We start from the raw sequence: 25,296 nt of genomic DNA on the forward strand, positions 1-25,296 counted from the left end.
AATTTACTGAGTATACTCCTGCATTTCTTGCAGTTTCTTATACATACCTTCATCCATACCCATTAATTCGTTGTGGGTACCTTCTTCTACAACTTCACCTTCTTTTATTACTAAAATCTTATCTGCTTCCTGGATAGTAGAAAGACGGTGAGCAATTACTAATACTGTTCTACCTTGCATAAGATGTTGAATCGCGTCTTGTACTAATTTTTCAGACTCAGTATCTAATGCTGAAGTAGCTTCATCAAGAATCAGTATTTCTGGATTCTTTAATATAGCCCTAGCAATACTTAATCGTTGACGTTGTCCACCTGAAAGTTTTGAGCCTCTATCACCAATAACAGTTTCATATCCTTGATCTGCCTTCTCAATAAACTCATGAGCATTGGCAATTTTAGCTGCAGATTGTACTTCCTCTAATGTAGCTTTTGTACCAAAGGCAATGTTATTAAAGATAGTATCATTAAATAAAATAGACTCCTGAGTTACAATACCCATATGAGATCTCAATGACTCTAATGTATAGTCTCTGATATCATGGCCATCGACACTTACATTACCTTGTCTAGGATCATAAAATCTTGGGATTAAATCTGCTATAGTTGATTTCCCTCCACCTGAAGGTCCTACTAATGCTACCATTTGACCTTTTTTCATTTCGAAGTTAATACCCTTCAAAACATCTTTATCTTCATAACCAAAACGTACATTCTCAAAAGTGATTTTTTGATCAAAAGTTGTTAACTCTTTTGCGTTCTCTTTTGATTTAATAGTTGGCTCTGTATCCAATAATTCAAATATTCTTTCGGTAGCTGCAATACCTCTTTGTATGCTACTAATATTACCAGAAATAGCTTTCACAGGATTCAATACCTGAGTAAATAATACTAAGTAAGCTAAAAATTCTGAGGCTGAAAGCGAAGGAGAATCTGATAATACAATTGTACCACCAAGATAAAGTAACACACCTACGAAGAAGACACCCATTGCTTCTGAAAGCGGAGATGCCAATTCTCTTTTTGAAGCAAAGTCTCTAAATGCTGAAACATACCCTTGGTTACTTTTTTCGTAAGAAGAAGTTACATACTTATCTGCATTAAAGCCTTTTACCACACGCATACCAACAATAGTCTCATCCAAAACACCAAGAATATTTGCTGTAATATCTTGTAGATTGTGAGATACCGATTTCAATTTTTTAGAAATCAATCCAATAGAAATACCAGAAATTGGCAAGATCATGAAAACGAACATTGTCATTTTCGGTGAAAGGTAAATTAATGTAGAGAAAAAGATGACCAACATAATTGGGTCTTTTACAAAAGTTACTAATGCTCCAAAAGCATTTTCAGATTCCTGAACATCAGTGGTTGATCTTGAGATAATATCACTCTTCTTTGAATTTGTAAGATAACCAATATCTAAGGATAACACTCTTTGAAAAATAGCAGATCGTAATGTCGCAATTGAACTTCTTTTATAGCTTTCTGCTAATCTTCTTTCTGAATATCTAAATATATTTGATAAGAGAGATGCTGAAATTGTAAAACCACAAATCAGCATTAGAGCATATAATTTACCATGTAGGGCGATCAAGATACCAAACTCTTGATACATATATTCTTTAATAAAGGCCCCGCTGAATTCAAATTCTTCAAGTGTAATTGGGTTGGCTGGTACTTCAAATAAAGTATCACTATTGAAAAGTATATCCAATAATGGTATCATCATAGAGAAGTTCAACAAACTAAATAAACTCATTCCTAATGCTACTAATGTATAAGGAATTAGAAAACTCGTAAAATTTCCTGCTAACTGAATTAGACGTTTATATATTTTCATATGCTCTTTGAGCGTTTAATAATTTTCTATGTTTTGAAGTAGTTGCAAAGGTAAGCATTGAATTGAAAACCCTAACTACTTAGTAAATTTTATCAAATAATATTAACGGAAGATCAAATATGAACTTATTCCTATCCTAGACAACTGATAATAGCTACAATGACAAAGAGTTTTAAAAGTGTTTATTATTTTTGATGAAGTTAATCCTTAAACGAATGAAAAAAAGAACAGCTCTTATTATTGGTAGTACCGGTTTAATTGGTAATTCTCTAGTTCAGTTTCTAGTAGATAGTGATCATTATGAAAAAGTAATCTCTATTGGTCGAAGAAACACTGGTATTAATCACCCTAAATTATCTGAGGTAATCACTAACTTAGATGATTTACATGAATTAGTTTTAGAAGACACTATCGATGATGCCTTTTGCTGTTTAGGTACAACAATGAAAAAAGCTGGATCTAAAGATGCTTTTTATAAAGTGGACCATGAATATGTGATGAAGTTTGCTCAATTAGCCTCAAAACTTAAAGCAAAAACGTTCAATGTTGTTTCTGCCATGGGTGCGAATAAGGATTCTTTGGTATATTATAATAGAGTAAAAGGTCAAGTTGAAAACGAGTTAATACAACTCAATTTCAATACACTAAATATTTATCAGCCTTCGTTATTATTAGGAGATCGAAAAGAATCTCGTTTTGGTGAAGATTTTGGGAAAATCTTTAATTCAGTCTTTAATCCATTAATTCCAAAAAAGTATAAAGGTATTGAAGGAATAAAAGTTGCTAAAAGCATGATCACAACGGCTTTATCCTCCCAAAATCAGAAAATCAATTATATTACTTCTGACATTATGCAATCCTTAGGTGTGTAGTTTCTCTTTATTTTTTGCTCATTCTTCACTTTTTCTCAATTTATCTACAACATGACTTCAAAATTTTTTAACCTTAAACTACTATTCTATTTCTTTTCTTTTTTTTCTATTACTTCAGTATATAGTCAAATTACTCAAAAGGATAACATCGCTCCATCAACTGATAAGCATTGGGCTTTAACCGTATATGGTGGTTGGAGTAATTATTATGGTGACCTCACAAAAAGTCGCTCTCCTTTTACTACTAATTTTCAACTTATTGGTGGTAATATAGGTGGAGCCTTTGAGAAAAGATTATCGCATAGAATTGTTGTAAGAGGTGAATTCGGTTGGAGTCGAATTAGTGGAGATGACAATCAAACTGCAGAAGCAGGCTCTTTTGAATATGATAGAAATTTACATTTTCGAAATGATCTCTTTCAATTATCTGCCTTAGGACAAATTGATATTCTTCCTCATTTAGGACATTATTCCCAAAGAAGACTTGTCACTCCTTATATATTAACAGGTGTAACAGTACTTTTCAGTAACCCTCGAGGCAAAACAACAGAAAATAATGGTAGTACTTGGGTTGACCTACAACCCCTGGGTACAGAAGGACAAGGAACATCTACAACTAAACCAAAATACAATAAGACTGTCATGGCCCTTCCATTAGGTTTGGGCGTGAATTTTAAAGTTACTGATCGTCTAGATATTGGTGTTGAGTGGGTGACAAGGTTCACTGCCACTGATTATTTGGATGATATAAGTAAATCATATGTTGGCGATGCCTTTTTTGGAGGAAATCAACTGGCTGCAGCAATGGCCGACCGTTCACAAGAAAGTATTGCTGTCCTAACCGGAGAACAAAGGCAAGTACCAGAGTACAAATTTGGACCTGGTGATAAAAGAGGTTCTAATAATGTTAATGATGGCTACAATAATGTATCAGTTAGAGTAAGATATATTTTGTCCAAAAATAAAGCTCCAAAAGACCTATCTTGGTTACATAAAAGCAATGAGCATTATACTCCTATATCATTACATGCAAATAAAGTTCATCAATTTTCTACAAGAGAAAATTCAAGATTTGCGAAATATCAAGACCGTTATTCTATCCAAAACCTAGCGATCAACACAGAAGGATCTGAAAGGTCTCCCAATTTTTATTATGGGGGGTTAATCTACTCCACCGACCGCAACGACAGAAAGCATTTCAATAAAAAATCTCGTAAATCTTATTACAACTTCTACTTTGCTCCTTTACATGATTTGTATAGGAATGAACAGACCCGACCGATTGCAATAGATACAGTCGACTTAAAAGGGTTTCACCATCATTCTGCTTTCCAAATCAACGACCATCAAATTATTGCAACTATGTATTCTGCTGATTTACCAAACCAGGAAGTTGCTCAACATAAATTATACATGATGGACATTTTAGGGGAAAACATATGGAAGGAAGAGAAAGAACTACCCTTTAACAATGAACATTATTCCATATCCGAACCTACGTTTAGTCAAGATGGAAATACGATGTATTTTGTCTCTGATATGGAAGACAGCTATGGCGGTACTGATATTTATGTGAGCTATAAGTTCAAAGGTCAATGGACATATCCCATCAACTTAGGAGAAACTGTAAATACTCCTGGTGATGAAGTAAGTCCATTCTTACATCCTGATGGAACTTTATATTTCGCTTCTGATGGCCATGACGGAATGGGTGGATTAGATATCTATGAATCAATTTCTAAAGATGAAACAATTATAGCTGTAGCCAACTTAGGAAGTCCTATCAATTCAGAATATGACGATTACGGGCTTATACTCAATAATGTAAAGCGAGTGGGCTATTTTACTTCGAATAGAATTGGAGGCAAAGGAGGAAATGATATTTACCAACTTAATGTAAATGAAATCAATGTTTCTAGAATGCTCACTGATGAACATGAAAACTTGTTCTTAGTTGAAGAAATGAAACTAAAAGGTAAAGTAATCTCAAAAGATACAAGAGCTCCTCTACCTAGAATATTAGTGAGTTTAAAGAATAAAGAAACGAATGCTTTAATCACAAAAAGAACAGACAGTAATGGTCAGTTTGAATTCGATATATCTAACGAATCGAATTATGAGATTTTCCCTTCTGCCTTCGGGTATAAAAGGATGAAAGCTACTCAAATATCAACCGTAGGAATGTTTGGTATTGGAGAGCTAGAACAAACCTTACTTATCGAATCTTTAGCTAAGAAAGTGAAACTTTATGGTAAAGTAACTGATAAAAAAACTGGCGATATTCTAAAAAACATAGAACTTGTTTTTATTTCCCCAGATGAGAATGAAAACATCTATGTAAAGTCTGACAATGAAGGTAATTACTCAATGGAAATCGACAAGGATAAGAAATACTTCTTCTTTGTTGAAGAAGATGGATTCGTTCAGAAAAATTACGCCATACCTGACTTATCTAAGTTCAGAACAGTGAAAACCATGAAATATAATATTCGACTGGAACCTAAAGAATAACAAAAAAGCACTTATAAGTTCAATACTCATAAGTGCTTTTTTATCTCAAAATCTATTGATTAATCATATTGCAATTCAAAATTGTCAACTTTTAAAATACTTTCAACTGCTCCAGTATAATAATCACCTAAAGCACTAGATGAGAATACTATAATAATATGAGTTGGGAATTCTGATGGATCAGCATAACCTGATTCTTCTTCACCTTCCCATGTATTTAAACCTGCATAATCAGGTGCATCAGAAGGGAGTTCACCATAGGTGAAATCTATTTTAAGATTTGTCCATTCATCAATTTGGTCGCCACTACGGAACCAAGCAGTTCCTAGTCTAAGACGAGTTCCATCATCTTGCCTCACCTGAAGAATAACATAAATATCACATTCATCAGCTCCTGAAGCAGGTCTACTATTTTCTCTATAATCAGAACCCGGAGTATATTGATAATCTACAGAAAAACTTACAGGTTTACTTCCATATGGTCTACCGAAATCTATATTTTTTCTTGGCTCAGAAGGGTTTAATGCACCATCAGTAAATCTACCAGAATAAAGACTAGCAGCCGAGAGTTTATTGATACCAAATAATCCTACCAATTTAGTTTCAAGATGAGCATATACTCTATCCCCTTCTGTCATAGGGTCAACCAATGTTTTTTCAGCAATTTCTCCTGCTTTATTAGGTGTATCCCAAAACTGAGCTCCTGCTGTTTCATCACCTGGTCCAGGTTGTTGATATCCTCCAACAGCATACCACTCATCAAAACTTGTATTTGGAATAACATCTGCTTGTAAATCTGCATACACTTTCCACACAGAAGAATCACCATTTTCAGCAGTAACTGTATACAAAACAGTATCTCTAAAATCTTGGCTTTCCCCCACTCCAGGCATCACCGTAGAAAGACTCGAAGTTTTAATATTTGTTGGTGACAATGAAGAACGATCAGCTCTTTCATTTACAGGAACGGTAATAATTCTTTTTGTTGAATCAATAACAGTTGTTCCCGATTGCATTTCCAACTCGAATGTCTGAATATCATTCTGATTGGATAAACCAAAATAATCCCAATCTATACATGAAGTAAGTGACATTAATAAACCACTTACTATTAATAATCTCAATTTTTTCATTTGCTCAATAAGTTTAAAAATAGTAAGCTACAGCTAATCTAATTTGTAAAAGGTTTACTCTAAAGTTTAAATCAAAATCAGTTCTTTTAGATTCCTCTGTGTAGTTCGTTATAGATTTTTGATGATCCATTTCTAAACCTAACAACCCAACTGAAGCTTCAAATGCAAAACCATCCTTAATAAAAGCGGCAAGACCTGGTTGGATACCAATACCCATTGTCACTCTATCAGTCAATACCTTCGTTGTTTCTCCGTTTGCTTCCGTTTTCTGAAGAGATCTTCCCATTCCAATCTGCAAAGCAGTTTGATTGAATATACTAAACCTTCTAGATGCTGATAATGGAATATAATTTCTAATAAACGGTGCTATATAATGACCATGACTAATGGATTTTAATTGTGTCCTAACATCATTGGCTGTATATACCTCGTTTTTATTTTTACTATTATAGGAGTACTCTACACCGACCATAAAAAAGTCTTTGATAAAATATCCACCTTGAATTCCTATTTCAAATTCACCATTATCTTGGGTATGAATTTGACGTATAAATTGGTCTTCATTTTCGGCATTACTAGAGGATAATTGTAGAGTAAGAGAAGTATACCATTGACCTTTTAATTGGTTGTGATTGAAATCCAAGTCGCGTGGATCACTATCAACTTTAGTACTGTCTTGTGCCACAGAGCAAATACTGAACATGCACAACAGTAACGAAAAGAATAACTTTTTCATAAATTGAAGTCAGAGTAGAATAATATAAATTCTTAGATTGAAGATGAATTATGTTAATGAATATAATAAATATTATTGCTTTTTCTTAGCTCTTGGTTGAGTATATATTGGGAATAGAGGAATTCTGTACAATAATCTATACTGAAAATTTAGTCTTGAACGATCGTCTTTATTAAAATACCAACCAGGAATATCATTTTTAGTAATTGCAGTAGCTGGGAAGTCTCGTTTTATTGTGTAAGCAAAGCCAAAATCTGCTGTTAATCCTTTCCATAAAGCTAGTTTTAAGCTTACAGTAAATTCATACCAGCTTACATTCACATCTTTTTCTGTAAGTGATTTAAGAGTGGCTCCATCTCCCCAATAACCATTACCCGTACTGTAATAATCAGCATGTTGATCGAATGTTGAATTCGCATACTTTAATCCAAATGAAAGTCCACTATCTACAGATGATTTTCGCATTACATTATACTCAAAACCAAATCTATAGAAGCTACCCACAGATCTATAATTAAAAAAATCAGAATCTACACTTGTTCTTGTACGATCCATTTGGCCATATTCTGCCGTCAAAAACCATTGGTTACGGATCATTAAATCTCCATATAATGTCCAAGCACTCATTCCATCATCAATTGCTGATTGAACTAATGGACGTAAATCTGCTCCAAGGCGAATACCTGATAAAACGAAATACCCCGAACCTTTAGGCTCTCCATGTTTGTTAAGTGGCCATGGTTCACCTAATGCAGTTGTATCTTGAAGTACTCCTGTCGAATCAACCATTTGATCAGTAGAATCACTTTCTACAACTTGAGCAATACCAATAGAGGGTAATACCAGAAGAATACCTAGTAATGAATACCTATATAAATTAGTTATATAACTTAACATTTGGATAATTATCGTTCGTATTAATGGTTGTTCTTCCTAATTCCATTATCTGGAAAATAGAATCTTGAGGGAAAGTAAAATAGTCGCCTTGTACGCTATCACTCTCTAGAATCAAATCACCTGTACCTTCTAAGAAAATACAACCTGTTTCATCATCACTGATGACAGTAGTATTATTAAAATTAACTTGAAGTTCTTGCGTTAATGTATCAGTTAAATCAGCACTTACCAACATAAACTCGAAAGTGGTGGTAGTGGTACCTTCTACAGGTAAATAGATGGTACTAAACTTATCCGAAGAAGTATATATTGGATCAAAATCCTTTCCTTTTACATGAATTGAGGTGAACTGTAATTCTCTTGGGTTTCCTGTAACTTTATCATAGAAAGTTACTATCAAATTTCTACTCGGTGTTCTTGTTTCAGCATCACAGATATCCAATAAGAATTGAATATTTTCATTGGCTGTATCAGCGGTAACTACAGAATTAACAACCACTACAGAATCAAATAAAGATCCTTCATCACCTTTATACCCAGAAGTTCCTTCTTTCGTAGGATCAGGAGATACACCTAAATCTGTAAACTGCTCATAAGCCCCACAATCGGGTCCATTTACGGTTACTGAACTATAATAATCAATATAGGTAGTATCAGATAACCCGGAAGTGATAAATGAAAATCCTGTCTGACGCGTCGTTACTTTTAACGGTAATAAATACTTCCCATTAGACATCGGTGTAATCTCCGCTGCATTATCACCAATACCTTTCACTGAAGTAAAATTAATACTAACAGCGGTAGAAGTATTTTTATCATAAAATGCACCAACGGCATAGGATGATGGGTTAGAGTAAGGATCGCAATCGCGACAAGATGGTGTAACTAAAAAAATGACCAGAGGAATGAAAGACCACAAACCTCTTTTTAGATAGATCTTAAAGTTCATAAAACAAAGTTAAAACGCATTTCCCAATTTAAAAGGATTTTCTGATTGGGATTACATTCTTCATAAAAAGTTTGATAAAACTACAACTATTTATAGACAAAAAAAGCGACCCGAAGGTCGCTTTCCTGATTGCTTTTATCATATTTTAAAACCAAAAAGGCCTTATGAATTATTTTAATAACTCATAAATACCTGCAACACCTTGTCCTCCACCGACACAAGCTGTCACCATTCCATACTTTTGGTTACGTCTTCTCATTTCATTAAATAACTGGACTGAAAGTTTGGCACCTGTACAACCAAGAGGGTGACCTAAGGCAATTGCACCTCCATTTACATTGATAATGTTAGGATCAAAATCAATATTTTTGATCACTGCTAATGATTGTGCTGCAAAAGCTTCATTCAATTCTACTTGTTCAATATCCGAAGCTTTTAACCCTGCTTGTTGTAATGCTCTTGGAATTGCTTCTACAGGACCAATACCCATAATTCTAGGATCTACACCTGCAGATGCATAAGAAACCATTCTTGCAATTGGTTCCAATTTCAACTCCTTCACCATTCTTTCTGACATTACCATTACAAAAGCAGCTCCGTCAGAAGTTTGTGATGAGTTACCAGCAGTTACCTGACCACCTTGTTTAAAAGCTGGTTTTAATCGACCTAAACCAGAAACATCAGACTTACGAGGTCCTTCGTCAGTATCTACAACAAACTCTCTCGTTTTCTTACGGTCTCCTTCCAAATAAGTCTCTTTTACTGTAATTGGAACAATTTCATCTTTAAACTTGCCAGCTGAAATTGCTGCTAGGGCTTTTTCATGAGATTTTACAGCAAATTCGTCTGCTTCATCTCTATCAATGCCATAGTCCTTTGCCACTTCTTCAGCCGTCAATCCCATGTTCAAATAGTATTGAGGTGTTTCGGTGGCTATTTTATAATTTAAGCCTGTCTTATAGCCCATCATAGGTACCATAGACATCGACTCAGTACCTCCAGCAATAATACAATCTGCCATTCCTGCTCTAATCTTTGCAGTGGCCATTGAAATTGTTTCAACACCAGAACCACAATATCTATTAACTGTGACACCCGGTACTTTTAAATTATCTGGAGCAAATGCTAAAAGTGAAATCATTCTAGCCATTTGCATACCTTGTTCTGCTTCTGGAATTGCACAACCTACGATGAGGTCATCAATTCTTGTAGGGTCCAAAGCGGGTACACTTTGAACGAGATGTTGAATTACATCTGCCGCTAAATCGTCAGGGCGTGTGAATCGAAATCCTCCTTTTTTCGCCTTGCCAATAGCTGTTCTATATCCTGCTACAATATAAGCTTCCATTGTTTTCTAGTTATTATTGATCAAAGTTTGTGATTAAAAATTAGACTTCAGTCTATTTAGTTTCTTAGTGGTTTACCTTTGAAAAGAATACTTTGGATACGTTCCAATGTTTTCTTCTCACCTGTTAAACTCAAGAACGCTTCACGCTCTAAATCCAACAAGTATTGCTCTGACACTAATGCCGGAGCAGATAAATCACCACCATTGATCACATAATTCAATTTACGAGCAATTTTTGCGTCATGTTCTGATGCCCAATTCGCATATTCCATACCCGCAATTCCTGCTTCAAACAATGCCATACCTCCACGGCCTTGTACCTTGATATCTCTTCTTTGGTTCTTCTGTGCATATCCTAATGCCGACATCTCTAAAACTCTAGTCTTAGCATCAGCAATTACTCTTTTCCTGTTTAGAGTAATATTCGAATGTGCGTTCATGAAGCCCATATCTCTCATTTCCTCAGCAGAAGTAGCTACTTTTGCTGTTGCAATAGCCATAAATGCATCTTGCAAACGGTTATATTCTGGATCACCAGATTTAAATGAATCAGAAACTCTCAATGCCATCTCTTTTGTTCCGCCACCCGCAGGAATAAGACCGACACCTACTTCTACTAACCCCATGTATGTTTCAGCATGTGCTTGTATTGCATCACAATGCATAGAAAGTTCACAACCTCCACCTAATGCTAAACCAGATGTTGCTGCTACAACCGGAACCGAAGAGTACCTTGCCTTCATCATTGTTTTCTGGAATTGAGCAATCATTAAGTTGATTTCATCATATTCCTGATCACATGCGAACATAAAGAGCATGGCTAAATTGGCACCTGCAGAGAAATTTGCAGACTCATTACCAATGACTAACCCTTTCCAACCTTGTTCCTCTGCAATTGATATTGCAGTATTTACACCTTCAAGGTTTTCAGCGCCAAGTGCATTCATTTTAGTATGGAACTCTAAATTGAGTACTCCATCACCAATATCGAATAACGTAGCCCCTGCGTTACCCCAAACTACATTTTCACCTCGCAATGTTTCTAACATTACAAGTGATTCTGTACCTGGAACTACTTTATATGATTTTGTAGGGATATCGTAATATAAACGCTTACGGTCTTCGTTTTTGTAGAATGAAGTATGACCGGCTTCAAGCATTTCATATACCCAATCAGCAGGTTTTTCACCCGCCTCTTCCATTTTTGAGGCAGTTTCTTTTACTCCTAATAGATCCCAAGTTTCAAATGGTCCTAATTCCCATGCAAAACCAGCGGCAACTGCTTCATCAATTCTGAAAAGCTCATCCGCAATTTCAGGAATTCTATTTGAGCAATATCTAAATACATCATAGAAAGATTTACGATAGAACTCTCCTGCTTTATCTTCAAAGTTTAGAAGTACAGGAATTCTCTCTCTAACACTTTCCATATCTTTTACTGCCTCTAAAGCTTTAAATTTCGCTCTAGTTTTTGGCTGATACTCAAATGTATTAAGGTTTAACTCCAAGATGACTTTCTTTCCATTATCATCTTTTGTCTTTTTATAATATCCTTGTTTGGTTTTATCACCAAACCACTGACGATCATTTAATTCACTTACAATTTTCGGAAGTACAAATCGTTCTTTCGATTCATCATTTGGTAAACCCGCATGTAGGTTGTTTGATACCTTAACCATTGTATCCAAACCTACAACATCACTTGTACGGAATGTTGCTGATTTAGCTCTACCTATAATTGGTCCAGTAAGTTTATCTACCTCTCCAACTGATAGCCCCATTTCTTGGATGGTATGCATACCTGACATGATAGCATAAACACCAATTCTGTTCGCAATAAACGCAGGAGTATCTTTACAAAGTACGGTTTCCTTTCCTAATTGAACATCTCCATAATGCATAAGGAAATCTACCACATCTTGGTCTGTTCCAAGACCTGGAATAATTTCTAATAGTCTTAGGTAACGTGGAGGATTGAAGAAGTGAGTTCCGCAGAAATGCTTTACAAAGTCATCGCTTCTTCCTTCACACATAAACTTCATTGGAATACCTGAAGTATTCGAAGTAATAAGTGTGCCTGGTTTACGGTATTGTTCTACTTGTTCAAAAACTTTCTTTTTGATATCAAGGTTTTCAACAACTACCTCAATAGTCCAATCACATGATGATATTTTTGACATATCATCAGTGAAGTTACCTGTAGAAATAAGTTTTTCAACTCCTTTTCTAAATACAGGTGCAGGTTTTGACTTTAACGCTGATTTTAAAGCGTCATTGACAATGCGGTTACGAACAGCCTTACTTTCAAGAGTAAGTCCTTTCGCTGCTTCTTGCTCTGATAATTCTCTAGGCACGATGTCTAACAATAAGACCTCAACGCCAATGTTCGCAAAGTGACATGCAATTCTGGATCCCATTACGCCTGAACCCAAAACGGCCACTTTATTGATAGTTCTGTTTTTCATCGGTGTACCGATTTATTTGTGTTGTTTATTTATGTGTATTCTAAATTGAATCAAGACAATAGTTTGGGGAGGTCATGTTATTTTGACAGGTTCTCTTCTGTAATTCCAAAACCTTTAAGGTTTTCTCTAATTTCGTCGAACATCTGTCCTTTAGGGTCTTTTACTACTTCATTAATCATATCTATGACATGAAAAAATACTCCTAATTCATCTTCAGTGACTTTCTCCTCAACTCTTCTTAAGAAAACTTTTACTGTCTGCTTTGACATTTCTCTTTTGGTCTGACCAAACTCCGTTAACTTGATAATTACTTTTCGTTTATCCGTTTTATCAGGAATTCTTGTGATCAACCCTTTCTCTTCAAAGCTTTTAAGCATTCTAGTTAAGCTTCTTGCTTCCATACCCATCAAAGGGGCAATTTTTGTTGCCGGAGTACCGTCAACAGGATCGATATTCAATAATACAAAACCAATTGAGTGTGAGATATCATAATCTGCACCTAATAGGTTATACATTTTTGAAATACCTAGCCAAGTGGCCTTAATACTTAAATCAACAGACTGTTTCTTTTTTTCAGATTTACGCAATCCCCCCATGCTTTCATAATTTTACTTTTGTGCTTTGTGTGTGTGTGTTTAAGGTTTGAGGGTAAATACTGTCTATGACATCAATAAACAACGAGCATTTGTGCCAAAAAACTGTTATTTTACCTCCTTAGTCTCCAAATATATAAATAAATAGTATGCATGCATAACATTTTACAAATAAATATTAATTATGAATAAGATTTTAGTACAATACTTAAAAGATGTATTACTATAACTTCAATTAACGTCTACTTAAAAACAATTACTTACATTTGTGGATAGGTTATTTGTGACAACAAGTTTTCCTATTATCTATCAGCGACTTATCAAAAAAGCAGAATGAAGGAACTCGCTTTTCTTAATAAATATATTTACCGATACGGTTTCAGATTAACGTTGGGGATTATTTTTATGATTATCTCCAATATTTTTGCGATTGCACCCGCTCAAGTTGTACGTTATGCTCTTGATTTGGTGGTCGATACTTTAAAGACACAAACATTATTAGAAGGGGCTGAACTTCACAGTGTCTTTATTGATGACTTCTTTAAAACTGTATTGCTATACGGTGCTGTTATTGTTTCAATGGCACTTTTAAGAGGTATTTTCTTATTTCTTGTACGACAGACTATTATAGTTATGTCTCGATTAATAGAGTTTGACCTTAAGAATGATATTTTTGAGCATTATCAAAAACTCACTTTAAGTTTCTACAGAAGAAATAACACAGGTGATCTTATGGCAAGGATCTCTGAGGATGTGAGTAAAGTGCGTATGTATTTGGGCCCAGCTATCATGTACTCTATCAATATGGTAATTTCCTTTATCCTTACCATTGGTATCATGTTGAGCATTAATGTACACCTTACATTCTGGGCTTTATTTCCACTTCCATTATTGTCTATCAGTATTTACTTTGTTAATAACGTAATCAACAAGAAATCTGAATTAATTCAACAGCAATTGTCTTCTATGTCTACGTTTGTACAGGAAGCATTTTCTGGAATTCGAGTAATCAAGGCATTTGTTAGAGAAAAAGAATCATTATCTCAGTTCACAGATAATGCTACTGAATATCAAAACAGACAATTAGAATTAGCTAAGGTAAACTCTATGTTTTACCCATTAATGCTATTCCTGATTGGACTAAGTACCATTCTAACTGTTTATGTAGGTGGTATAGAAGTTGAAAAAGGTACAATTACACCTGGAGTTATTGCTGAGTTTATTATGTACGTGACCTTACTTACATGGCCGGTAACATCTTTAGGTTGGGTTACTTCTATTGTTCAACGAGCAGCTGCATCACAAAAAAGAATCAATGAGTTCTTAAATGAAACACCTGAAATAGTTTCTACTTCAGACGAAGTACAAGAAATTAAAGGTAATCTTAAGTTTGAAAACGTTTCTCTTGTATATCCTGACTCAGGAATAAAAGCATTAGATGATTTATCATTTGAAATTGAGTCTGGAAAAACTTTAGCCATTTTGGGAACAACTGGTTCTGGTAAAAGTACGGTTGCTAGTTTAATTTCAAGATTATATGATCCTACTTCGGGTAAAATCCTTGTTGATAATAAAGATCTAAAATCATATAATCTTCATGATATTCGCTCTCAGATTAACATGGCTCCACAAGATGTATTCTTGTTCTCGAATACTCTAAGAAACAATATCGCTTTTGCCAAAGAAAACGCATCTGAGGCTGAGATTGTTGAGGCAACAAAAAATGCTGGCTTATGGGAAAATATCCAGCATATGGAACATGGCCTAGATACAATTGTTGGTGAGAGAGGAATCACATTATCTGGTGGTCAAAAGCAACGTACCACTATTGCAAGAGCGATCTTAGGTAGTCCTAAAATATTGGTTTTAGATGACAGTTTATCTGCCGTTGATACTAAAACAGAAAATCAGATATTAAACAATTTACAGAATGTAATGCACAATAAAACTTCTGTAATCATTTCTCATAGGGTCTCTTCTGCTAAATTAGCTGATAAAATTATCGTACTTCATGAAGGAAAAATTATCGAACAAGGAACTCATGATGAGCTACTTAATTTAGAAGGACACTACAACACACTATACGAGCAACAGTCAAAGGGTAATAATTTGTAAATATTTACGAATATCTTTTGTACTTTTGTTTCATAAAGACAAGAATCATAGACCTAATTTTAAAAGAGTTGTCTTTAACTGCTATAACGTATTACATTAAATCACTGAGAACGATATACTCAAAAGTGCTAATTTGAACGTGACAACGAATACAAAAAAAAATAATGATCTGCCCATTTTAAGTGAAGCTAATTTCAAAGAGCTATTTGACCTGTATTTTGAAAACATAAAGAGTTTCATTTACTATAAGATTGGTGATATCGACGTAGCCGAAGATATCGCACAGGAATCCTACATCAAATTTTGGGAAGCTAGAGAGAAAATCATTCTTGAAACAGCGAAAACATACTTATATACCATCGCAAATAACCTTGCGTTAAACTATATCAAACACAACAAAGTAGTTTTACAATTCGAACAAAGACAGAATAAGAAGGACGGAGAATCTGAGACAAATCCTGAATTCAAAATGGAGCTGAATGAATTCCAAAACACTTTAGAAAAAACAATCAATCAATTACCTGATAAAAGCAGAGAGGTTTTCTTAATGAACCGTATGGATGGTCTCACCTATTCTGAGATCAGTAACAGACTTGATGTGAGTGTAAAAGCTATCGAAAAAAGAATGAGTAAAGCACTCAGTATTTTAAGAAAAAACCTAAATGTCTCTATTTAGAGAATTCAATATTTATTATCGTATTCTTTACCTTTTGGTAACATCTCATTAATTAAGATCTCGATATCATTAGTTTAAATCCTGTATTTTATTATTTTTGCGTTTTAAAAGAGGCAACTCATATGAGTTATTACACAAAATAAACTTTACAATATGATCAATCTTGTATTATTTGGCCCTCCAGGTGCCGGAAAAGGTACACAAAGTGATATGATTAAGGAAAAATATAGCCTTACTCACTTATCTACTGGAGACTTACTTCGTGGTGAAATTAAAGCTGGTACTCCTCTTGGAATCAAAGCAAAAGAATTAATGGACCAAGGTCAATTAGTTCCAGACGAAGTAGTAATCGGAATGATTGATTCTAAAATCAAAGAACATAAAAGCGGTAATGGTTTTATCTTTGATGGTTTTCCTCGTACAGTTGCTCAAGCAGAAGCTTTAGATAATTTAATGACAGAAAATGGTATTGCTATTTCTGGAATGGTTGCTTTAGAAGTGGATGAAGAAGAGTTGACAAAGCGTATCTTAAAGCGTGGTGAAACTTCTGGTCGTACTGATGACCAAAACGAAGATTTAATCCGTAACCGTGTACAAGAGTACAACAATAAAACTGCTCCTGTAGCAAGCTTCTACGAAGGTCAAGGAAAATTCAAATCAATTAATGGTGTAGGATCTATCGAAGAAATCTTCGGATCTGTATGTACTGCAATTGATTCATTATAGTCTTTTTTACGATTAGTAATAAGATCAAAAAGGTCTACTTCATACCAGGAGTAGACCTTTTTTGTTAAAGAAAATCATAGAACTATTTCATCAAAAACATTCATTATCACGAAACTGTGCTTTAAAACCGTATATTTGCCCGAAATTACTGTCTTATTCCAAGCAGTTGTTAATATAATGCACTGGTAAATAACAGTTTAACTACCTTTGCATTTCGGCTACACTGTGAGCGTCCATTTGTTTACATCACTTCGTAGCCTATTTTGTAGCATTTAAGCAGATAAAAATGGCATCATCAAATTTTATTGATTACGTAAAGATATTTACTCGTTCAGGAGCAGGTGGAGCAGGTGCGGTTTCCTTCCGTAGAGAAAAACACGTACCGAAAGGTGGCCCTGACGGTGGTGATGGCGGTAGAGGCGGTCATATCATCCTAAAAGCCGATAAGCAATTATGGACATTACTACACCTCAAATACCGTAAACACGTTCATGGTTTTAATGGTATTAGTGGATCTGGTACTGGTAAAAGTGGTGCTGATGGAGAAGATATCATTCTTCATGTACCTCTAGGAACTATTGCTAAAGATGCAGAAACTGGAGAGAAGATCTGTGAATTAACTCACGAGGGCCAAGAAGTCATCTTAATGAAAGGTGGTAGAGGTGGTTTAGGTAACCGTAATTTTAAAACGGCAACCAATCAAACTCCTCGATATGCACAGCCAGGTGAAGAATGCCAAGAAGCATGGGTAATTCTAGAGCTTAAAGTACTTGCTGATGTTGGATTAGTAGGTTTTCCAAATGCTGGTAAATCAACATTACTATCAGTCCTTTCTGCTGCAAAACCTGAAATTGCTGACTATCCGTTTACTACCATGGTTCCTAACCTAGGAGTAATCTCATATAGAGATAATAAGTCATTCATTATGGCAGATATTCCGGGTATCATCGAAGGTGCTTCAGAAGGTAAAGGTTTAGGTATTCGTTTCTTAAGACATATTGAACGTAACTCTGTACTATTATTTATGGTACCTGCAGACTCTGAAGATGTAGCTGCAGATTATGAAGTTTTAGTCAATGAATTAAAGTTATATAATCCTGAACTTCTAGATAAAAACCGTCTATTAGCTATCACAAAAAGTGATATGTTAGATGATGAGTTAGAAGAAATGATCTCAGAGACACTACCAGAAGGTGTTCCGTGTGTGTTTATTTCATCAATAGTACAAAAAGGTATTACTGAGTTAAAGGATATGCTATGGGATGCAATCAATGAAGGTATTGAAGAAGAAGTAGAAGAGTTTGTGGAACCTGACTATGATCCACTTCCTGACTACAACCCATATCAGGATCGTATTGATCAAGAAAATGATGAAGAGGAGAAATAATTATTTCACTTCTTAAGAAATAAAAAAACCTTTTAAAATGGTTGAGAGCCATTTTAAAAGGTTTTTTTATGGTAAACATTGACAAAGAAAAAGAGGTTGCTTCTAAAAAAAGCAACCTCTTTATTTGAATTACTAATCTAACTATTCGTGTCAATTCTTATGATTGAAATGAAATGAGTGAATTTTTACTACTAACAAAAATCTAAACAATGTCTTATTTTAACCAGGCAGCAAACATCCAAATTGTTTTCTCCTGTTCACTTATCAACTCTGATAATAAGGCTACTGTACCTTCATCACCAGCATCTGATGCTTTTTCGATAACTTCCCTTTCTAGGTTTAATAGCGTTGATAAGTTGTTTAAAACTAATTCTACTGATGCCGTATCTGTTTTTATATCTTTTCCTTCTTCAATAGTAGAAGCTTGTAAATAATCTGAGAATGTATGTAATGGCTGAACTCCTAACGTTAAAATTCTTTCAGCAATCTCATCTACTCTATCATTTGCTCCTGTGTATAATTCTTCAAATTTTGCATGAAGTTCGAAGAAGTTTTTCCCTTGAATATTCCAGTGTAAACCTCTTAAGTTTTGGTAGTATAATTGAAAATTAGCTAACAATTTATTCAAACCCACACCCAAATCTTCAGCTTTGTCTATATCTATTCCTATGATATTTAATGCTACAGTCTTCATAATTTTTTTTGTTTTTTTGATTGATAACATTACAAATATGAGGTTTTTGAACCATAGATGGAAATAATATATTTTTATATAGATATAATAAAAAACTATATGCAACTAATCAAAAAAAGTCAAACTGAACTAAATAGAACAATTTGACTTTTATATGATGTGATACTATCGATTTATCTATCTATCGCATGTAATTGATCTGGGGCAACCAATGCAAAAATTGTTGCATATTCGAAAGCAACTTCTTTAAAACGTTGGAATCGCCCTGAAGCACCACTATGTCCTGCCTCCATATTTGTTTTAAGCATAATGTAATTTTCACTAGTGCTTTCTTGGCGTAACTTAGCTACCCATTTTGTTGGCTCCCAATATTGAACTTGAGAATCATGTAAACCTGAAGTGACTAACATATGGGGATAAGCCTTTTTCTCTACTTGATCATATGGTGAATATGATAACATATAATCATAGTATTCTTTTTCATTAGGATTTCCCCACTCATCATACTCTCCTGTTGTTAATGGAATAGACTCATCAAGCATTGTAGTAACTACATCTACAAATGGCACATCAGAAATAACTAGTTTATACAAATCTGGTCTTTCATTGACTACAGCACCCATTAATAAACCTCCGGCTGAACCACCATTAATAACAAATTTATCTGCAGATGTATATTTTTGCTCGATTAAGAATTCTGAACATGCGATGAAATCTGAAAATGTATTTTTCTTCTTCAACATTTTTCCATCTTCATACCAAGCTCTACCTAAATCTTCTCCCCCTCTAATGTGAGCAATAGCAAAGGCAAAACCTCTTTCCATTAAACTAATTCTAGATGGAGAGAAAGCTACATCGTACGAAATACCATATGATCCATACCCTGTCATATACAATGGGTTCTGACCATTCAATTCAAAGCCTTTCTTATATACCACCGAAATAGGTACCTGAACACCATCTTTTGCCGTTGCAAATAAACGTTTCGCTTCGTAATCGTTTGAATCAAATTTACCGAGTACTTTTTGTTGTTTTAAAAGTACTTTAGAACGGTCTACCATATTGTAATCATATTCTGAATATGGTGTTGTCAATGAGTTGTATCCAAAACGTAAAATATCAGTATTAAAGTCTGGGTTTGCACCCGACCAAGCACTATATGTTTCTTCACCAAAATCAAGATAGTGCTCACTTCCATCTTCCCATTTAATAATACGTATATGGATCAAACCTGCTCTACGCTCCTCAATGACATAGAAGTTCTTAAAAATATCCAGACCTTCTAAAAGTGTATCATCACGATGAGCGATTACTTCGATCCAATTATTTTTATCTGTTGTGTCAGCATCTTCAGCAACTTTCATTAAGCGGAAGTTTTTTGCCTCCCAGTTTGTTACGATATAAAAGTGACCTTCAAAATGCGAGATACTATATTCATGTTCTCTTTCTCTTGATAAAAATGGCTTAAACTCACCTGTAGGATTATCAGCTTTAAGAATACGAGTCTCTGTAGTCAGGGTAGAACCTGACTCTATCGCTAAATACTTTCTTGATTTTGTTCTTCTGACACCAATCCAAAAAGTATCATCTTTCTCTTCATAAACAACTATATCTTCCGACTGAGGAGTTCCCAATGTATGTCTCCATACTTTATTAGGACGTAATGTTTCTTTATCTTGAGTTGTGTAGAATACTGTTTTTCCATCGGCTGCCCAAACAGCATCTCCCGAAGTTTCTTCTAAAGTATCTTCTAGTAACTCTCCTGTCTCAATATTTTTGAAACGTACGGTATAAATTCTTCGACCCACAATATCTTCAGCAAAAGCAAGCATATTTTGGTCCTCACCAACCGACATTCCACCAATTTTATAATAGTTTTTGTCTTTAGCTTCAATGTTAGCATTCAACATTACTTCTTCTGTTGCCTCCATTGAATCTTTCTTTCTACAATAAATTGGGTATTCACCACCTTCAACATATCGAACGTAGTAATAGTAATCTCTTGTTTTGTAAGGAACACTCTCGTCTTTTTCTTGAATACGACCTTTTAATTCTTGAAATAAATCTTCTTCGAATTGTTTATGATCGCTCATTACATCATCGATATATTTATTTTCAGCATTGAGGTAGTCTATTACTTCTTGGTTTTCACGATCACGCATCCAATAGTAATTATCGATACGCTTGTCGTTATGTTTTACTAATTCTTTTGCTTCCTTTCGGGCAATTGGTGGTTGTATATTTTTATTCATCTTCTTTTTTCGTCTCTGAATCACAAAAATACATTTCAATTTGAGATTACTCAGTAAAAGTTAGGATTATTTGAAACCTATTTTACTCAATATTTTTGAACTGTTCGTTTTGAAGCAATTAAGTGTTCAAGCTTTAAATTTGCTGTTCGAAAACGAACATGAATTTTCTTCAATTTTATTAAAAAATATATTTAAACAACTGTTTTAGTGATAGTTATCATTTTTTGGCACTTCTTTGGAATCTAGGTATAGTGTCAAATTAATTATTACAAAAAATATCAGATCTATCATGAAAAAGTTATTTATCTCTCTTACAGTTGCTTTATTATCAGTTACCGCTTCATTTGCCAATACTTCAGACTTAGAATTACCTACTGAAGAAAATAATGCAAAATTAGTGAAGATGATTAAAGAAGCAGATGCGAACGATTACATTACATATACTGATGCAGCTCGTTTAGCAGTTAACTGGAATGGAGACCTTGAATTAGCAAAAGAATGGGTTAATCATGCATTATCTATTCAAGAAAATAGTTTGTCTTTAGAAGTTCTTGGCGATTACTATGTACGCACAGGACAAGTAGAAAAGGCAGCAACTACATATCTTACTGCTATTGAAAAAGGTATTAAAAAGATAGATCAAGAAGATATGAATAGACTTCAGCGTAAAGCTTTAGTTTATGCAAGAAAATAGTTGAAATCAACCATTGATTACGTGTCGTTTTTGCCGAAACGATAGTTGTAAATGCTCGCGAATAATAACTCAAAGATGCCAAGTGACTTTGTCGCTTGGCTTTTTTTTGTTTGTAGATCAGAATTTCTTAACTAACTTCAATTAATTATTTACGATTCATTGCAAACTATACTACTCTCTCATGAAAGAAAACTTTCTTCACTTTATATGGAAGTACCAATACTTTCAGCAAAGTGAACTAATGACCACAAAAAGTGAAACGATTCAAATCAAACATCCCGGTTTCTACAATTACAATGCTGGCCCTGACTTTCTAGATGCTTGTATCCTTATCAATAACATAGAATGGCATGGACATGTTGAAATTCATATTAAGGCATCCGATTGGTATGCACATCAACATGAGACGAACAATCAATACGATAATGTTATACTACATGTTGTCTTACATCATGATCGAGAAGTAATACGTAATGACAATAGTTGTATTTCTTGCTTGGTACTAGAAGGTCTTATTGACCATCAAAAAATCAATAATTACGAGACACTGCTCACTGATTCTTCAAAAATAGCCTGTAGAACAGTTATTGAGGATATTCCTAGAATTACTAAGCTTCAAATGCTTGATAGAGTTTTACTAGAACGTATTGAAAGGAAATCCCTCTATATTTTAGAAAAACTTAAGGCGAATGATAGAAATTGGGAAGAAGTGACGTATCAGATTTTAGCAGAAGCCTTTGGGTTTAAAATCAATAATTCTGGTTTTCAAAGGTTAAGTTCTATTATTCCTGCTCGGCTATTGCGGCTTCATGCTTATCATCCCTTACAAAATGAAGCGCTATTGCTAGGTACATCAGGGCTTTTACCGGATCGTCATTCATCTAAAGACCCCTATGTACGTCAACTCCATCAAGAATATAACTTTCTAGCACATAAATATCAGGTAAAAGATAAAATGATGATGGGTTCAGAATGGAATTATCTAAGATTACGCCCTGCCAACTTTCCAACAATAAGAATAGCTCAATTAAGTTGTATCATGAGTCAGATACCACATCTATGCTCAGCCTTCTTACATATCCATTCCAAGGAAGCATTTTATCGATTGATGGATTGTACAGTTTCTGAATATTGGGAAAGTCACTATCAATTTGAAAAAGTTTCCCCTTCGAAAAATATTCAAAAACTAGGTAAAAGCTCTCTCAACTCCTTAATTATTAATGTGATTGTTCCATTACAGTTTGCTTATGGTATTGATAGAGGCTTAGATAAAAACAAAGAAAAAGCACTGGACTTATTAGAGAGTATTCCTCCTGAAAACAATAAAATCACTAGACTTTGGAAAGAATATAAACTTAAAAACTCCAATTCGTTAGACTCTCAATCACTCATTGAACTATTTAATAATTATTGTACTAAAAAAAGATGTTTAGAATGTAGCATTGGCCATCATCTAATCACAAAAGTAAAAACTTGTAAAACAGTAAGGTTAAATTCTATAGATACTTAAAAAGCACCCTAAACTGTCACTTTCTTGTTTTATCATATGAACATCTCATCATAAGTGCTTATATTTGTACATTAAAACTGATATACCTATTTAAATAAATGATGTATTATGTCGATGGAATACGATAAGGCTGAAAAGGCTGCTTTTATCCTAAAAACTATAGCACACCCAGTGCGATTAAGAATATTAGAATTATTGGATTGTAACAATAGGTTATCAGTAAGTGATATCTGTGAAAAGCTAAACTGTGAGCAATCACTCACTTCACACCATTTATCTAATATGAAATTAAAGGGTATTTTATCTTCACAAAGAGAAGGGAAGAATATCTATTACTCATTAAAGGAAAAGGCTGTCATGAACATTATGTCATGCATTGATGAGTGTAAATGTAATATGGGTTAAAGATCTACTGAATAGTAGAAATATAATCCTCCTCCACGACCATGTCGGTTAAAGGAATATTCAAATTTAAGTACTGAACTGTAGAAAGTGACAAAATCAACACCGAAACCATAACCTAAAAGTGGTGTATTTGTAAAATCTGCATTGGAAGGATCCACATCTTTAAAGTGTGCATAACCAGCATCTATATAACATTTAAATAGAATATCGATAGGTATTCTTTTCACATGCTTCGATTTGATCACATTCTGGAAGTTAAGAGAAGTAGATAATGCTCTTAAACGGAGTTCATTCTTTATTACTCCTGCATTCTGACCTTCAATAACATAATTATCGTAACCTCTTACAATCATACCTCCATACCCAATTGCTCTCATTTGGTTATAAGGTACTTTTTCTGGAAAGCCTAACTTTCCTAAGAATCCAAGAGAATAATACCATCTATTGGATTTTCTCATATTCCAGAACCTCCACAATGACCAATCTACATTTACTACATTTAGGTCATCAAATATACCCAAACCCGTCTTTTCAATTCCAGCCTGAATATAATATCCATTGAGTGGGTAGCTTGTAATATCTCTTTTATCTCTTGTATAAGTATATTTCAATGTGAAGTAACGAAGTTCAGTACGTCCTTCTAAAAAGAAGTCTGGATTAAGTTCTGCAATTGTATCATTAATTACATCATAAGTAAAACCAAAGTTTAAATTATGATGGTCATAGAAACCGTACCTTTTTCCAAAATTCACATTTCCTTTGTATGATCTTCTTTGAACCTCAGTATCATTTTCGTACTCCACAAATTTATTTTCCTCCGTTTTGTAAGCAACTGTAGTTTCTTCCTTAAATGTTGTATTAAAGGATAAGCTTGTTTTCTGCTGTTTATCAATATAGGGGAATGAATAACCTAATGTGAATTGCCTTGAGAAACCTAATTTCACCAATAGATGAAGTGTTTCATTTCGACCTCTCATATTTCTTTGCTTAAAATCTAAGCCATATTGTATTCTACTAAGATCATGGTTTCTGTTATTCCACCACTCATTGAAACTACGGTCTGCTAATTCTAAAAGGGGAACAGGCCAGGTATACCACCTTTCCACCATAATAAAATCGACGTTTAGTGTATCTTTTCCTTGCTCAGTCACTAAAACATCTACAGACTCAAATAACTGAGTATTAAAAACTTTATTTCGTTCGGAAGTGATGTAATCTTTAATTCCTTTTTTAGGTACTAAAGATCCATTATCAATATCCAACTCTCTGGTAATGATTTTTTCTTTTGTCTTTTTATTACCGATAAAGTTTACTGAATTGATACGAACATACCCTACTGTATCCTTAGCATATTGATCTAAACCTGTTAATAACAGGTCATTTTGAGCTTGTATATCGATAACGAAGAAGCTGAAAATAAGGATAAAGAACAGAAATATATCCTTTCGAAAATGGTAAGTTCTATATGTTTGAATCTGATGTCTTATCACT

At 34.2% G+C, this 25,296-nt stretch carries 20 protein-coding genes; 9 read left to right on the forward strand and 11 right to left on the reverse strand.

The window, feature by feature from the left end:
* Nucleotides 1-3: 3 nt before the first annotated feature.
* The gene (locus tag QL232_RS19010; RefSeq protein WP_168883843.1) at nt 4-1,842 is read right to left on the reverse strand and encodes an ABC transporter ATP-binding protein; all 1,839 of its coding nucleotides are present in this window, start codon (nt 1,840-1,842) and stop codon (nt 4-6) included.
* Between the two features lie 215 nt (nt 1,843-2,057).
* Here QL232_RS19010 and QL232_RS19015 point away from each other — a divergent pair, with 215 nt between their 5' ends.
* Both QL232_RS19015 and QL232_RS19020 read left to right on the forward strand, forming a co-directional pair.
* The gene (locus tag QL232_RS19015; protein ID WP_281615380.1) at nt 2,058-2,714 is read left to right on the forward strand and encodes an NAD-dependent epimerase/dehydratase family protein; all 657 of its coding nucleotides are present in this window, start codon (nt 2,058-2,060) and stop codon (nt 2,712-2,714) included.
* Between the two features lie 51 nt (nt 2,715-2,765).
* On the forward strand, nt 2,766-5,225 hold the full coding sequence (locus QL232_RS19020) for a carboxypeptidase regulatory-like domain-containing protein (protein ID WP_281615381.1): 2,460 nt from the start codon (nt 2,766-2,768) through the stop codon (nt 5,223-5,225).
* Between the two features lie 59 nt (nt 5,226-5,284).
* Here QL232_RS19020 and QL232_RS19025 read toward each other — a convergent pair whose 3' ends face one another.
* The 7 genes from QL232_RS19025 to QL232_RS19055 all read right to left on the reverse strand — a co-directional run bounded on the left by QL232_RS19025 (nt 5,285) and on the right by QL232_RS19055 (nt 13,349).
* Entirely contained in the window at nt 5,285-6,358 is a 1,074-nt protein-coding gene (locus QL232_RS19025; RefSeq protein WP_281615382.1) for a PCMD domain-containing protein, read from the reverse strand.
* A 13-nt stretch (nt 6,359-6,371) separates the two neighbouring features.
* Nucleotides 6,372-7,094 (reverse strand): outer membrane beta-barrel protein, encoded by a 723-nt coding sequence (locus tag QL232_RS19030; protein WP_281615383.1) that lies wholly within the window; start codon nt 7,092-7,094, stop codon nt 6,372-6,374.
* A 72-nt stretch (nt 7,095-7,166) separates the two neighbouring features.
* On the reverse strand, nt 7,167-7,991 hold the full coding sequence (locus tag QL232_RS19035) for a DUF6048 family protein (RefSeq protein WP_281615384.1): 825 nt from the start codon (nt 7,989-7,991) through the stop codon (nt 7,167-7,169).
* Nucleotides 7,972-8,940 (reverse strand): hypothetical protein, encoded by a 969-nt coding sequence (locus QL232_RS19040; RefSeq protein WP_168883837.1) that lies wholly within the window; start codon nt 8,938-8,940, stop codon nt 7,972-7,974. The genes QL232_RS19035 and QL232_RS19040 overlap by 20 nt, the downstream gene beginning before the upstream one ends.
* Nucleotides 8,941-9,109: 169 nt before the next feature.
* Nucleotides 9,110-10,288 carry an acetyl-CoA C-acyltransferase gene (locus tag QL232_RS19045; protein ID WP_168883836.1) on the reverse strand — a complete coding sequence of 393 codons (1,179 nt, stop codon included), beginning with the start codon at nt 10,286-10,288 and terminating at the stop codon, nt 9,110-9,112.
* A 56-nt stretch (nt 10,289-10,344) separates the two neighbouring features.
* A complete protein-coding gene (locus QL232_RS19050; protein ID WP_281615385.1) occupies nt 10,345-12,753 on the reverse strand; it encodes a 3-hydroxyacyl-CoA dehydrogenase/enoyl-CoA hydratase family protein in 2,409 nt (802 codons plus the stop codon).
* A gap of 77 nt (nt 12,754-12,830) precedes the next feature.
* Entirely contained in the window at nt 12,831-13,349 is a 519-nt protein-coding gene (locus QL232_RS19055) for a MarR family transcriptional regulator (protein WP_168883834.1), read from the reverse strand.
* 330 nt (nt 13,350-13,679) lie between these two features.
* On the opposite strand from QL232_RS19055, the gene QL232_RS19060 reads away from it, so the two are divergent.
* From QL232_RS19060 to obgE, 4 genes are all read left to right on the forward strand, one after another.
* Nucleotides 13,680-15,461, forward strand: coding sequence for an ABC transporter ATP-binding protein (locus tag QL232_RS19060; RefSeq protein WP_281615386.1), 1,782 nt, complete (start codon nt 13,680-13,682; stop codon nt 15,459-15,461).
* 139 nt (nt 15,462-15,600) lie between these two features.
* A complete protein-coding gene (locus tag QL232_RS19065; RefSeq protein ID WP_281615387.1) occupies nt 15,601-16,137 on the forward strand; it encodes an RNA polymerase sigma-70 factor in 537 nt (178 codons plus the stop codon).
* Nucleotides 16,138-16,290: 153 nt separating this feature from the next.
* Nucleotides 16,291-16,863 carry an adenylate kinase gene (locus QL232_RS19070; protein WP_168883832.1) on the forward strand — a complete coding sequence of 191 codons (573 nt, stop codon included), beginning with the start codon at nt 16,291-16,293 and terminating at the stop codon, nt 16,861-16,863.
* Between the two features lie 286 nt (nt 16,864-17,149).
* Nucleotides 17,150-18,250 (forward strand): GTPase ObgE, encoded by a 1,101-nt coding sequence (gene obgE, locus QL232_RS19075; protein ID WP_281615388.1) that lies wholly within the window; start codon nt 17,150-17,152, stop codon nt 18,248-18,250.
* Between the two features lie 214 nt (nt 18,251-18,464).
* On the opposite strand, the gene QL232_RS19080 is transcribed toward obgE, so the two are convergent.
* Entirely contained in the window at nt 18,465-18,944 is a 480-nt protein-coding gene (locus QL232_RS19080; RefSeq protein ID WP_281615389.1) for a DNA starvation/stationary phase protection protein, read from the reverse strand.
* A 173-nt stretch (nt 18,945-19,117) separates the two neighbouring features.
* Entirely contained in the window at nt 19,118-21,196 is a 2,079-nt protein-coding gene (locus QL232_RS19085) for a S9 family peptidase (RefSeq protein WP_281615390.1), read from the reverse strand.
* 289 nt (nt 21,197-21,485) lie between these two features.
* On the opposite strand from QL232_RS19085, the gene QL232_RS19090 reads away from it, so the two are divergent.
* From QL232_RS19090 to QL232_RS19100, 3 genes are all read left to right on the forward strand, one after another.
* Nucleotides 21,486-21,890, forward strand: coding sequence for a hypothetical protein (locus tag QL232_RS19090; protein WP_281615391.1), 405 nt, complete (start codon nt 21,486-21,488; stop codon nt 21,888-21,890).
* Nucleotides 21,891-22,071: 181 nt separating this feature from the next.
* Nucleotides 22,072-23,400 carry a DUF2851 family protein gene (locus tag QL232_RS19095; protein ID WP_281615392.1) on the forward strand — a complete coding sequence of 443 codons (1,329 nt, stop codon included), beginning with the start codon at nt 22,072-22,074 and terminating at the stop codon, nt 23,398-23,400.
* A gap of 114 nt (nt 23,401-23,514) precedes the next feature.
* Nucleotides 23,515-23,805, forward strand: coding sequence for a metalloregulator ArsR/SmtB family transcription factor (locus QL232_RS19100; RefSeq protein ID WP_317169950.1), 291 nt, complete (start codon nt 23,515-23,517; stop codon nt 23,803-23,805).
* Here the strand turns inward: QL232_RS19100 and QL232_RS19105 are convergent.
* Entirely contained in the window at nt 23,802-25,295 is a 1,494-nt protein-coding gene (locus QL232_RS19105; RefSeq protein WP_281615393.1) for a BamA/TamA family outer membrane protein, read from the reverse strand. The genes QL232_RS19100 and QL232_RS19105 overlap by 4 nt on opposite strands.
* Between the last annotated feature and the right edge of the window lies 1 nt (nt 25,296).

This window comes from Flammeovirga sp. SubArs3 (assembly GCF_947387565.1).
Classification (GTDB): domain Bacteria; phylum Bacteroidota; class Bacteroidia; order Cytophagales; family Flammeovirgaceae; genus Flammeovirga; species Flammeovirga agarivorans.